At 54.7% G+C, this 13,180-nt stretch carries 10 protein-coding genes; 5 read left to right on the forward strand and 5 right to left on the reverse strand.

Annotated features, from left to right (window positions below; translation table 11 throughout):
- Positions 1-228: 228 nt before the first annotated feature.
- The 5 genes from HMPREF1487_RS05755 (at position 229) to HMPREF1487_RS05775 (ending at position 5,807) form a co-directional block, all read left to right on the forward strand.
- The gene (locus HMPREF1487_RS05755; RefSeq protein ID WP_010795665.1) at positions 229-1,605 is read left to right on the forward strand and encodes a glutamine synthetase family protein; all 1,377 of its coding nucleotides are present in this window, start codon (positions 229-231) and stop codon (positions 1,603-1,605) included.
- Positions 1,606-1,748: 143 nt separating this feature from the next.
- Positions 1,749-2,804: an extracellular solute-binding protein gene (locus HMPREF1487_RS05760; RefSeq protein ID WP_010795666.1), complete on the forward strand. Its 1,056-nt coding sequence runs from the start codon at positions 1,749-1,751 to the stop codon at positions 2,802-2,804.
- Positions 2,805-2,941: 137 nt separating this feature from the next.
- Positions 2,942-3,604 (forward strand): TetR/AcrR family transcriptional regulator, encoded by a 663-nt coding sequence (locus HMPREF1487_RS05765; RefSeq protein ID WP_010795667.1) that lies wholly within the window; start codon positions 2,942-2,944, stop codon positions 3,602-3,604.
- A gap of 219 nt (positions 3,605-3,823) precedes the next feature.
- Entirely contained in the window at positions 3,824-4,933 is a 1,110-nt protein-coding gene (aguA, locus tag HMPREF1487_RS05770) for an agmatine deiminase (RefSeq protein WP_010795668.1), read from the forward strand.
- A gap of 193 nt (positions 4,934-5,126) precedes the next feature.
- Entirely contained in the window at positions 5,127-5,807 is a 681-nt protein-coding gene (locus HMPREF1487_RS05775) for a type 1 glutamine amidotransferase domain-containing protein (protein WP_010795670.1), read from the forward strand.
- 99 nt (positions 5,808-5,906) lie between these two features.
- Here the strand turns inward: HMPREF1487_RS05775 and HMPREF1487_RS05780 are convergent, their stop codons facing one another.
- The 5 genes from HMPREF1487_RS05780 to desA form a co-directional block, all read right to left on the reverse strand.
- Positions 5,907-7,217 carry an OprD family porin gene (locus HMPREF1487_RS05780; RefSeq protein ID WP_010795671.1) on the reverse strand — a complete coding sequence of 437 codons (1,311 nt, stop codon included), beginning with the start codon at positions 7,215-7,217 and terminating at the stop codon, positions 5,907-5,909.
- 325 nt (positions 7,218-7,542) lie between these two features.
- A complete protein-coding gene (locus tag HMPREF1487_RS05785; RefSeq protein ID WP_010795672.1) occupies positions 7,543-8,856 on the reverse strand; it encodes an OprD family porin in 1,314 nt (437 codons plus the stop codon).
- 276 nt (positions 8,857-9,132) lie between these two features.
- The gene (locus HMPREF1487_RS05790) at positions 9,133-10,482 is read right to left on the reverse strand and encodes an OprD family porin (protein ID WP_010795673.1); all 1,350 of its coding nucleotides are present in this window, start codon (positions 10,480-10,482) and stop codon (positions 9,133-9,135) included.
- Positions 10,483-10,687: 205 nt separating this feature from the next.
- Complete coding sequence (locus HMPREF1487_RS05795; RefSeq protein ID WP_010795674.1) at positions 10,688-11,659, reverse strand: sensor domain-containing diguanylate cyclase; 972 nt, start codon at positions 11,657-11,659, stop codon at positions 10,688-10,690.
- Positions 11,660-11,768: 109 nt separating this feature from the next.
- Entirely contained in the window at positions 11,769-12,965 is a 1,197-nt protein-coding gene (desA, locus tag HMPREF1487_RS05800; RefSeq protein WP_010795675.1) for a delta-9 fatty acid desaturase DesA, read from the reverse strand.
- Between the last annotated feature and the right edge of the window lie 215 nt (positions 12,966-13,180).

Raw genomic sequence — 13,180 nt, forward strand, 5'->3', positions numbered from 1 at the left:
TCATTTTTTTCCACAACCGTTCTTTCAAGACCGCTCATGCGGTTCGCACATTCTCTTTCAGCCGGCGTGTTACGGGGTCTCAAGCGAAGCCCTGTGCCCCAATGAAAGGCCTTGATGAGGCCTTCGAGCACCAATAACGAGCAAAGTTGACTTTAGGTCCCCTTTCGGATTGACTCCTAGGTGAAGTCCCCGCTGATTGATATTTTTAACAACTATAGGTGTTGCATCATGTCGGTACCCCCGCGTGCCGTTCACTTGAATGAAGCGACCGACTTCCTCCAGGCACATCCTGAAGTGCAGTTCGTCGACCTTCTGATCTCGGACATGAACGGCGTGGTGCGTGGTAAACGCATCGACCGAAACAGTCTGCCCAAAGTCTTCGAAAGAGGAATCAATCTACCCGCCTCACTCTTCGCCCTCGATATCACCGGCTCCACCGTAGAAAGCACAGGCCTCGGCCTTGATATCGGTGACGCCGACCGCGTCTGCTACCCCATCGCCGGTACGCTCTCCATGGAGCCCTGGCAGAAACGCCCCACCGCACAACTCCTGATGACCATGCACGAAATGGAAGGCGCGCCATTCTTCGCCGATCCTCGCGAAGTGCTGCGTCAGGTCGTTGAACGCTTTACCGAGATGGAACTGACGGTCGTCGCGGCCTTCGAGCTTGAGTTCTATCTGATCGATCAGGAAAACATCAACGGCCGGCCCCAGCCGCCCCGCTCGCCTATTTCCGGCAAGCGCCCGCAGTCCGTTCAGGTTTACTCCATCGATGATCTCGACGAGTACGCCGATTGCCTGCAGGACATCATCGACGGTGCCCGCGCCCAAAATATCCCTGCCGATGCCGTCGTGGCCGAGTCGGCTCCCGCGCAGTTCGAGGTCAACCTCAATCACGTGGCCGACCCGATCAAGGCATGTGATTACGCAGTGCTGCTCAAGCGGCTGATCAAGAACATCGCCTACGACCATGAAATGGACACCACCTTCATGGCCAAGCCCTATCCGGGACAGGCAGGTAATGGTCTGCATGTGCACATTTCGCTGCTGGACAAGAATGGCAACAATATTTTTACGAGCGAGGATCCCGAGCAGAACGCCGCGTTACGTCATGCCGTCGGCGGTGTGCTCGAGACCCTGCCCGCCTCGATGGCCTTTCTATGCCCCAACGTGAATTCCTATCGTCGCTTCGGCTCGCAGTTCTACGTACCCAATGCACCGAGCTGGGGGCTGGATAACCGCACTACGGCACTGCGTATTCCCACCGGCACACCTGATGCCGTACGCATCGAGCACCGTGTAGCGGGTGCTGACGCAAACCCCTATCTGCTCCTGGCAGGCGTGCTTGCGGGTATCCATCATGGCCTGATCAATAAGGTCGAGCCTCCGCCAGTAACTGAAGGCAACTCCTACGAGCAGCACGAGCAAAGTCTGCCGAACAACCTGCGTGATGCCTTGCGGCAACTGGATGACAGCGAAATCATGGCGCGATACATCGATTCGAAGTACATCGATATCTTCGTGGCTTGTAAGGAGCATGAACTGGAAGAATTCGAGCACTCCATCTCGGATCTCGAATACAACTGGTACCTGCACACCGTCTAGCACGTCGGTTGTAGACAACGTCCGTTCGTCCTCGCCGGGCGGCCGTTGTCTGTTTACGAGAACGACGTCACACTTTGCAGCTTTTCGTACCGTCCTGGCCTTAGTTCCACGGAAGGTCCCATGATGGAACACAAGGAGTTTCCATGCGAAAGCTGCTCATGGCACTGGCCATTCTGCCCCTGCTCGCACAGGCCGAAGAGGTTGTGCACGTCTATAACTGGGAGGATTACATTGACCCTCAGGTCATCAGTGATTTCCAGAAGGACACCGGCATCCGTGTCGACTATCACACCTTCAGCACTTCTGAGGAGGCGAATGCCCTCTTGGATGGCGACACGCCGATCGATGTGTATGCGCCTTCCCATGACGAGCTCAAGCAACTCATCCGGGAAAACAAGCTGCAAAAACTCAACACCCAACAGCTGCCCAATACCAGCAAGCTCGATCCCTATATTTCGGGCATTCTGAATTCCGTGGATCCGGGCAACCATTATGCAGTCCCCTACCTATGGGGCGCAGTAGGTCTGGCAATCAACGTTCCCAAGGCGCAGGAAGCCTTTGGCGGTCCGCTGCCGGAGAGCTGGAGCGTGCTGTTCGATCCCGAGCAGATCAAGCGCCTTTCCAAGTGCGGCGTCAATCTGCTCGACGACCCCATCTATGTCTCATCAATCATGATGAACTATCAGGGCAACATTCCCGAGCGCAGCTCTCCCGCGCAGATGGAAAAAATTGCCAAGGACCTGATGAGCATTCGTCCCTACATTCGCTCCATAGACAACGATGCCGCCATCGATGGTTTCAGGAATGGCCAACTGTGTGTCGCCATGGTGTACAGCGTAGGCGATGCCATTAATGCACGTAAGGCAGGCCAGCCGGTCAGCTATGTCGTACCGCAAGAAGGCACGTATGTCTTTGTGGATACGCTGGCTATCCCCAGCAAGTCGCGCAATGCGGAACTGGCGCATCGCTTCATCAACTATGTGATGAGTGCTCGTTCCCTGGCCCGCATTACCGAAGAGACGTCTTATCCAAATGCCAACCCTGACTCGATGAAGTTGCTTTCGCCTGAACTTCAGAAGGAAAATGCACTTTACCCCAACGGGGCGTTGCGCCGTCGCCTGTTTGCTCTGGTTCCGCCACCTGCCGAGACTCGTCAGACATTCGAAGGTCTCTGGCAGACATTCAAGCAGGCCCACTAAGTCTTAGAGGGAATCAACAGGCAGGCTACCCCCTGGATGGGCCGTATCAGGTTCTGGCAAGGCGCGGTAATACGGCGTGTCCGTACAGGCATTGTCAGAACCTCATCACCTTTGCGACCCAGGATACCGGTAGAGTCATGGCCCGAACCCCCAGCCCACGCAAGGCGCGCAGCAGCAGCCGCCAGCGAATCGAGCAGATTCTGACAGCGGCTCGGCACATGCTGATAGATCAAGGGCCTGCACGCCTGAGTATCTATGGCATCGCCGAAAGGGCAGACCTTCCGCCTTCCTCGGTCTATCACTTCTTTCCCAGCGTTACCGCACTGCTCGAGGCTCTTACCCAAGAGGCTCATGCAGCGTTTCGCGCCTGTCTTCAGGCTTCCGTCGACCATGACAGCCTTAACGACTGGCGTGATCTGTCGCGGATCGTCGAAGCACGCATGCTGGAAGTATATGAACAGGATGCCGCGGCCAGGCAATTGATCCTGGCCAATCACGGCCTGACCGAAGTAGTCCAGGCCGACCGACAGCATGACACCCGGCTGGGCGAGCAGCTTCAGGCCCTGTTCGCAACCCATTTTCATCTGCCGCCTCTGCCAGACGATATCGACGTCTTTACTCTTGCCATGGAGTTGGGTGATCGCATCTACGCAAGATCCGTACAACAGCACGGCGGTATTACGCCTCGCTGGGCTGCAGAAGGCCACCGGGTTTTCGATGCCTACCTCAGCCTTTACCTTCCTCCCTATCTGCCCAAGCGAAACACGCCCCTGCCAAACGACTTAACAGTTGCCCAATAAGCCGATAGTTATCCGTCCAGTTATCGCATGCCGTAATGGTATTGCTTAAATTCATTTTTAAGTCGGATATTTATCCGTTATAAAGCACGCCTTTGCCTGTCGGCATAACGGCCAGCCAGTAATGGCACTCGAATCTGCTACCGTTAACGGGATATCCCGCTCATTCGCGACCGTTGCCTGAACCTGTACGACCTACCCCTTCGATGGAGAATCACAATCATGAGTCTGCTCGCCTCGACACCCCGTGCTGAAGGCTTCCGTATGCCCGCGGAGTGGGAGCCCCAAAAGCAGGTCTGGATGATCTGGCCCGAGCGTACCGATAACTGGCGCCTGGGTGCCAAGCCAGCCCAACTGGCCTTTACCGAAGTCGCACGAGCCATTGCACGCTTCGAGCCGGTCACCGTTGGTGTTTCTGCTGCTCAGTTCGACAATGCCTGTGCACGACTCAACCACCCGGCCATTCGTGTCGTCGAGATCAGCAACGATGATGCCTGGGCGCGTGATACCGGCCCGACTTTCGTCATCAACGATCAGGGGGAAGTGCGCGGTGTGGACTGGACCTTCAACGCCTGGGGCGGGCTGGTTGGCGGGCTGTATTTCCCCTGGAAGCGGGATGATCAGGTCGCCAGTAAAATCCTGATGATGGAAAGCTGCCCCCGCTACCGCACTGAGGATTTCGTACTGGAAGGCGGCTCTATCCACGTCGATGGCGAAGGCACGCTCATCACCACCGGCGAGTGCCTGCTCAACCGCAACCGCAATCCGCATCTGTCCCAGCGTGAGATCGAGGCGATCCTGAGTGATTATCTGGCTGTGGATAAGGTTATCTGGCTGCCGGACGGTTTGTATAACGACGAAACCGACGGTCATGTGGATAACTTCTGCTGCTACGTGCGTCCTGCCGAAGTGCTGTTGAGCTGGTGCGACGACGAAAACGACCCGAACTATGCGCGGTGTCGCGCGGCGCTTGAGGTATTGGAAACCAACACGGATGCCAAAGGCCGCAAGTTCACCGTCCACAAAATTCCAACGCCCGGCCCGCTGTACGCGTCGGATGAAGAATACGAAACCGTAGATGCCTCGGTGGGCAGTCAGCCACGCAAGTCAGGCGAGCGTCTGGCGGCCTCGTACGTCAACTTCCTGATCGTCAACGGTGCCATCATCGCACCAACGTTCGATGTCCCGGAGGATGCCGAAGCGCTGGACGTTCTTCAGCGCTGCTTCCCCGAGCGCGAGATCGTCCAGGTCCCAGGCCGCGAGATTTTGCTGGGCGGTGGCAATATCCACTGCATTACCCAGCAGCAGCCTGCCCCCAGAGCGCGAAACTAAGCACCACGCGTACTGTGGAATAAAACCGGAGCCTCCCGCCAGGCTTCGGTTTTTTGTGAACATGTCAGGCGGTTCATATACAAACCGCCATCACGCATGTGATAACCCTGAATTGTCCTCTCGGATGTGCTGTCCATACCCCTACCGCGCTCCATAAGGAGCTTATCGGCAACTGGATCGGTGGACCCATCACATGAATATCCTTCTCGTACTGACGTCCCATGACCAACTAGGCAATACCGGTAAAAAGACCGGCTTTTGGCTGGAAGAGTTTGCGGCACCTTATTATGTATTCAAGGACTCAGGCGCTACGCTGACCCTGGCGTCACCCAAAGGGGGCCAGCCGCCTCTGGACCCCAAGAGTGATGAGCCAGAGGCGCGCACCGAGGCGACAGAACGCTTCCGTAATGATCCCGACGCACAGGCGGCTCTCGCCAATACCGTGCCGCTCGCGAGCGTCAAGGCGGATGATTACGACGCTGTTTTCTATCCCGGAGGCCATGGGCCGCTCTGGGATCTGTCTGAAGATCAGGACTCCATTGCGCTGCTGGAAGCCTTTTATGCGATGGGCAAACCCACCGCCCTGGTTTGCCATGCACCCGGCGTGCTGGCCAAGGTCAAGACTGCTGACGGTGAGCCTCTGGTCAAGGGCAAGCAGGTAACCGGTTTCACCAATACCGAAGAGGAAGCGGTTCAACTCACCGACGTCGTACCCTTCCTCGTGGAAGATATGCTCAAGGCCAACGGCGGCCTGTACAGCAAAGGGGCTGACTGGGCGCCTTACGTGCTGACTGAAGGTAATCTGATAACAGGCCAAAACCCCGCCTCTTCGGAGCCTGCGGCCAAGGCCGTGCTGGAACAGCTCTCTCGCTAAACCCGTAGAGCCTTCTGCAAAAAGAAAATGCCGCCTTCCCAAAAGGGAGGCGGCTTTTCCAGTCTACGTACCATCATAAAGGATGGTCTTATTCACGTCTTAGAGCAGCGGAATCGAATAGCTCAGCATCAGACGGTTTTCATCCTGATCGCGGGTGTTGGCGACATCGTTACGCCATACCGCGTTACGCCACTGAATGCCCAGCCCTTTCAAGGTTCCGGTAGGCACGGTATAACCCAGGGTAAAGTCCCGCTCCCACTCGCTCGGATTGCTGCCAGCCGCCTCGATATGGTCTCCCTTCAGATAGACCACACCTGCCGTCAACCCCGGCACGCCCACTTGGGAAAAGTCATACGCGTAGCGCACCAGCCAGGTCCGCTCACCGGCACGCGTAAAGTTCTGATTCTGCGAGAAGGTGATCAGGTATGGCGTAGCACCATCTCCCTGGTTCAGGAAGGGAAAGTTACTGTCCCCGTTGATGACCTGATAGCCACCGCCAAAGGTATGGCCGGCCACGCTGTACAGGAACTGACCGCTGTACAAATCGTTATCGACCTTGCCCTTGGTTACGCCGCTGCCGTAGTAGCCATTGGAGTAGTAGTCCGGATTATGTCCATTGGCACCATCGTCGGTACTGTGGAAATAACGCAGGTCACTCTTAAGCACACCCGGACCGATCTGCCAGTCATGCACCAGACCCAGGAAATGCTGCTTGTAGTAATCTTCAAGGTTGGCGTAGTAGTAGCTGACCGTCAGGTCCTTGGTCAGCTTGTAGTCACCCCCCGCAAAGTAGAACGTGTTGCTGCGCTCGGTGCCGCCGAGAATGCGCAGGCTGTCCATGTTTGAAGAGTTACGCGCCTTGGAATGCTCCAGGCGACCGGCATTCAAGGTCAGGCCTTCGATTTCCCTGGAGGTGATCATGCCGCCTTCAAAGGTCTGTGGCAGCATGCGGCTGTCATTGTAGGTCACCACCGGCAGCGTTGGCATAAGTGTGCCGTAACGCAGCTCGGTCTTGGAGATACGAACCTTGGCGGTCAGTCCCAGCGTTGAAAAGTTATCAACGCCAGTGCCGTGCCCGTTATCCGGGAACACACTGTTGGCATCAGTCCCATGCGTACCCTTGCCCGAGTCGAGCTTGAGACCCAGCATGCCCAAGGCATCGACGCCAAAGCCGACCGTACCCTCGGTGAAACCGGATTGATAGTTGAGCATGAACGCCTGCCCCCACTCCTCTGCCTTGGAAGCAGACTTGGGCGCAGCCGAGTCACGGTTATCCTGATTGAAATAGAAGTTACGTAACGTAAGGGTAGCCTTGCTGTCTTCCAGAAAGCCCGCGGCATGGGCAGCGCTGTTCAGGGTCAGGCCAAGGCAGCCGGCAGCAATGGCTGCGGCGAGAGGTTTTACGTTCAAAAGATGCTCCACAACTAACAACAACAAGAGCGGCTGTTAAGGCACACGTACGGCCGCACGGCTAGGCCGGCAAGAGAGCGGGTAGATCGAGGTTGGCTTTATAACGCCTTGTGTTTCCACTCCCTGGAAGATAAGGCCGTTCACTGACGCGTCCCTTGTCGGCGGCGCAAAACTAAATGTAAAAAAGTGTTTCGTCCATAACAAAGTGCCATCATTTCAGGCAAAACACTTTTTCACCGGAAGACTTGAATATTCAGAAAAATTCTTTTCTGCCAGGTCCAGGCTTGATAAGGCTTGCCGTGTAACGACAAGCCTCTCAACCTCATCAGAGCAGTGGAATGGAGTAGTTGATAATAACGCGCGTTTCATCCTGATCACGCTGCCCGGGAAAGCCCGGCCGGTACATGGCATTTCTCACCGTAAGACCCACACCCTTCAAGACTCCTCTGGGCACCGTATACGACACGGTAAGATCACGCTCCCATTCGCTTCTGTCACCTGTTTGATAACGGGCATTATCACCATGCCAGTAAGCAACACCGGCATTGAGCCCTTGTACACCTACGTTTCCAAAGTTGTACGCGTAACGGACATGCCAGGTATCCTCACCCGCATGGATAAACTTGCCAATCTGGGCATTGGTGATGGTGTACAGGGTCTTGCCGTTACCTTGCTCAAGGTAGGGGAAGTCACTGTTACCTTCCAAGCCCTGATACCCCGCACCCAGCGTATGCCCCGCTACGCTATAGCTGAACATGGCACTGTACAGGCGGTTGTCGATTTTGCCCTTCACAGCACTTCCGCCATCGTAATACCCGTTGGCATAGTACGCAGGCTCATGCCCATTGGCGCCGTCGCTACGGCTGTCGAAATACCGTAGATCCGTTTTGAGCACACCAGAGCCTAGCGGCTGGCTATGTAGCGCGCCCAGGAAGTGCTGTTTGTAGAAGTCTTCCAAACTGCCATAGTAATACTGGAGCGTCAGGTTTTTGGTGAGCTGGTAATCAGCCCCCGCATAGCGAAACTGGTTGCTGTCCGCTTTGGATCCGGCAATGGAAATCGACTCATAGTTGCTGGAGTTACGGTCTTTGACGTGTTCGATCTGGCCTGCAATCAATGTGAGGTTATCGAACTCTTTCGAGGTGATTTGCCCGCCCTCGTAGGTTTGCGGCAACAGGCGCCCATCGTTGTAGTTGACCACAGGGAGCTTGGGCATCAGCGTGCCATAGCGCAGCTCAGTCCTAGACATACGAACCTTGGCGGTCAATCCCAGGCTACTGAAATCATCCGTGGAAGCGCCATCGCTTTCGCGGGGAAACATGGTTCCTGGCTGGCGGCTGCCTTTGCCGATATGACTGCCGGAGTCCAGTTTCAGACCCAACATACCTATCGCGTCTACTCCAAAACCTACCGGCCCCTGTGTGAACCCGGACTGATAGTTGAGTATGAACGCCTGTCCCCACTCCTCGACCTTGGAAGGGTCCGTTGCCTTGCCGCCGCTTCGGTAGTCGGAGTTGATGTAGAAGTTACGCATGGACAGCGTAGCCTTGCTGTCTTCAATAAAGCCGCCTGCTTGTGCGGCCGTATGCAAGGAAAGCAGCCCGATGGCAGTCACCAGGGCAAAAGGGGAGGTATTCAAGGTGTGCTCCAACGCAATAACGACTTCTTGCAGCGCCGGAGCGCTACAACGCTTAGAGCAAGAGGTTGGTATTGGATGGGCTGCCTTACCTCCTGCCGGAGGCGGCAAAACTAAAGTCAAACGTCTGGAGCGTCTACCTTTCAATGCACTCTTTTGGGGCAAAACACTTTTAGCCAAGTAGCGCTTTTTAGGCCGCTCACCTGTCGATACAGTATCCGCCGTGAGCACGTACAAAAAAGCCCGCCATAAAGGCGGGCTTTTTTCCGAACCGCTCTATTAGAGCAGCGGCAACGAGTAGCTGACGATCAGACGGTTTTCGTCTTGGTCGCGCTGGTTAAGGAACTCAGAGCGATACATGGCGTTTTTCCATGTTAGACCCAAGCCCTTGAATGTCCCTTGGGGAATAACATAAGCAACGGAGATATCACGCTCCCACTCGCTCTTGTCACCCGTAGAGTGTCTGGCATTGTCAGCGTTCAGGTAGGTAACACCTGCCGTCAGGCCTGGTACACCAACAGTTGCGAAGTCATAGGCATAGCGAACCTGCCAAGTGTCTTCGCCAGCCCGGTTAAACTTAGCAATCTGGGAGTCCGTGTTGATATATGCAGAAGCGCCCTCACCCGTATTGATGAAGGGGAAGTCGCTGTCACCATTGGTGATCTGGTAGCCAGCAGCTACTGTGTGACCGGAAATGGTGTATGCAAACAATGCGCTATAGAGTTGGTTATCTACTTTGCCGCGGGTACGGCCGCTGCCGTAGTAGCCAGTAGAGCCGTAAAGAGCTGTTTGTGTATCAGCATCTTTATTGTTGCCGTTACCTTTGCTGTTGAAGTAGCGCAGGTCAGTCTTGAAGGTACCATCACCTAGCTTAACGCTGTGGCCCAGACCTAGGAAGTGCTGGTTGTAGAAATCTTCCAGCTGACCAAAATAGTATTGCAGCGTCAGGTCTTTGGTAACAGCGTAATCAGCACCTGCGAAACGGAACTGATTGGAATCGCGAGCGGTAACGCCACTGTTGGAACCAGCAATCGAAAACTCTTCATTGCTGCTGGAGCCACGAGTCTTGGTATGTTCAAGCTGACCAGCAATGAACGTTACGCCATCAATTTCCTTGGACGTAATTTGACCACCCTGGAAGGTTTGCGGCAGCAAGCGACCATCGTTAATAGTTACAACCGGAAGCTTTGGAGAAAGCGTGCCATAACGCAGTTCAGTCTTGGAAAACTTAGCTTTGGCAGTCAGGCCCAAGCTGCTAAATTCATTTTCATAGCTACCGTCTGTATCCAGAGGGAAGCTACCGCTAGCACTGGGCTGACGCTCTGCCGTGGACTTACCGACACGACCGCCGCCATCCAGGCGCAAACCCAACATACCAACAGCATCGACACCAAAACCAACGGTGCCTTCAGTAAAGCCGGATTGATAGTTAAGCATGAAACCCTGGCCCCACTCTTCCACCTTGGAAGGATTATTGGCGCCATTGCGGTTATCTGTGTTGATGTAAAAGTTCCGCATCGAAAGCGTTGCCTTGCTGTCTTCTACGAACCCAGCAGCTTGAGCGGAGGAAAAGGCATACAGAGACAAGCAAGCGCTGGCGACAGCCAGAGCCAAAGGCTTCTTACCCATGAAAATAGATGCTCCAAACTATTTTTGTGTTGCTACTGAACTTATCGGTCGATAAGTTCAGAACTTAAGCGTAGACCACTAGCAACACCGTTTTAACGCTATTTGAAATAAGGTTTCCCCGTCTTATTTCATGTAGCTATTAAAACCGTCATTAGTGACCGGTTCCCTTGCAGGGGAGCAAACTAAATGTAAAAAGGGTTTTCGTCTAGCCCTGGACGATCTGATCTTTACCCTGCCGCTTGGCCTTGTACATGGCCTCGTCAGCACGAGCGTAGAGGGCATCGAGCCCTTTGTCGTCTTCCTTGAGAACGGCCAATCCCTGACTGATCGTGACCCGCAAGGAGCCCTGGGGAGTAGGCACCATCAATTGGCGTACCGCTCGTTGCAAGCGTACCCCGATTTGCTCCGCCAGCTCTCGATCACAGCCCGGTAGCAGCAGCGCAAACTCTTCTCCACCGATGCGGCCAAACAGATCGCCCCGACGGATCATTTGGGCTCCACATTCAGCCACACGCTGAAGCACCAGGTCGCCCATCTGGTGACCGAAACGGTCGTTGATCTTCTTGAAGTCGTCGATATCGAAAAGCAGAAAAGCCAGCGGCTCAGCGGTCGTTTTAGCCAACTCAAAGGCACGCTGTGCGCTCTCGAAAAAGTGACGTCGGTTACTGCTGCGCGTAAGCACGTCAGTTGTCGCCAGGCGCTGGAGTTCTTCCTCCATGCGCTTTTTCTCGGTGATGTCCTCGGCGATACCGACGACCAGCAGCGGCATACCGGCTTCGCTGCGCTGGCTGACAAAGCACTTGTCGCTTAGCCAGCGAATTTCTCCATCCCCTCGAATAATGCGGTATTCACGGGATTCCATGGCGCCCTGCTGAAGCACCTGGTTAAGCGTTTCCTGAACATATTCGACGTCATCGGGGTAGACGTTATTTATCCAGACGTCGTAGCTGGTCATGGCCAGGGCGATCGGCCGACCAAATACCTGCTCATAGGCAGGGCTTACGTAGATGATTTCACCAGTCTGCCAGTTGAGTGCCCACAGAACCGAATTAACGCTTTCCAGCAGAGCGCTAAAGAGTCTTTCACGTTCCCGCAGACGCTCAGCCTCAGCACGCGAATGCAGTAACGCGAGCATTGTTTCATCCGCAGAAAGCGGACCTAGCAGCTGTTCGTCCATAATGTCGCCGTTATATCAATCCAGCAGCATAAGAACATCATTCGGGTTTCCAGTTCCGCTGCCGAAAAGACAAAAGCCCGCCATTTGGCGGGCTTTTGTTCAAGTTTATTTAAGAAAGCGCTGAAGCCGTTCCTGGTCGCAGTGAGTACGTCTTCAGATGCTCTGCAAATTCCTTCAAGGATTGGATGCCACTTGTCTCCGCCTCGACAATCCACTCCTTCATGGCCGATAGCATGTCATGTCCGTTGGCACTGGTCTTGACCCAGATATGCTGTAATGCCAAACGTTTCTCATAGATCAGTTTGAGCGACTGACTTTGCTCGAGCAGTGATTGAATTGTAGCGTGTTGGCGCTCTTTGAGCAGACTGGTTTCACGAGACAGCAACCGCTTTGCGCTGCGGATCAGCGGCCGCTTGGCTGGATCGGCCGTGCGCCACTCCTGCTTGACCAGGGGAGCAATGACCTGCTTTCGATATTGCGCCATGATCTGGAAGCGATTGTTGAGAATCGCCATGGCCGTATCCATATCGAGCAGCCCTTTCCCCTCCACGCGATGCGCGATGGGTGCCACGCGATTGACCTTTGCCAGCTTGAGCCAGGAAAAGAGCTTGATCCAGGCCCAGCCCATGTCGAACTCCCACTTCTTAACTGACAGCTTGGCCGAGTTCGGATAGGTATGATGGTTGTTGTGCAGCTCTTCGCCACCAATGATGATGCCCCAAGGGATCAGGTTGGTAGCCGCGTCGCGGCACTCGAAATTGCGATAGCCCACAGCATGACCCAGGCCATTGACCACACCGGCTGCCCAGAAAGGAATCCAGGCCATTTGGATAGCCCAGACGCTTAGTCCGAGCGTACCGAACAAGGCGATGTCGATAAGGAACATGAGCAGAATGCCGCCGTTGGGATAACGGCTGTATACGTTACGCTCGAGCCAGTCGTCCGGGCAGTTCTTGCCGTAGATGCGCAAGGTTTCTTCGTTCTTGGCTTCCTCTTTATAGAGTTCGGCGCCTTTACGAACGACTGTACTGAGTCCCTTGAAAACCGGGCTGTGAGGATCGTCTTCGGTTTCGCATTTGGCGTGGTGCTTACGATGAATGGCAGTCCATTCACGGGTGTTCATGGCCGTGGTCAACCACAACCAGAAACGGAAAAAGTGCTTGAGCGCGGGATGAAGATCCAGCGAGCGATGAGCGGAATAACGGTGCAGATACACCGTGACGCTTACGATGGTAATGTGCGTGAGCACCAGCGTAACCGCAATCAGTTGCCACACTGAAAGATCGAGCAAGCCGTTGTACCACATAGTGCTGGCATTACCTCAGAGGGGGTAAGAATGAATACGCTCAGTGAACAGGCGTTCGCCCATTATTACTGAGTATTTACAGATGTCCACTCATGCTTTTGCTACGAATAATGTCACCGCTCGGCTTCTTAAAATCTTAAAGCATAAGAAAATCACTAAATAGTATTTTAAGAAATAAGCCATTTCCATCACTATGCGCTCACGCCGTTAACACG

The sequence above is a fragment of the Pseudomonas sp. HPB0071 genome, from assembly GCF_000478505.2.
GTDB classification, from domain to species: domain Bacteria; phylum Pseudomonadota; class Gammaproteobacteria; order Pseudomonadales; family Pseudomonadaceae; genus Chryseomonas; species Chryseomonas luteola.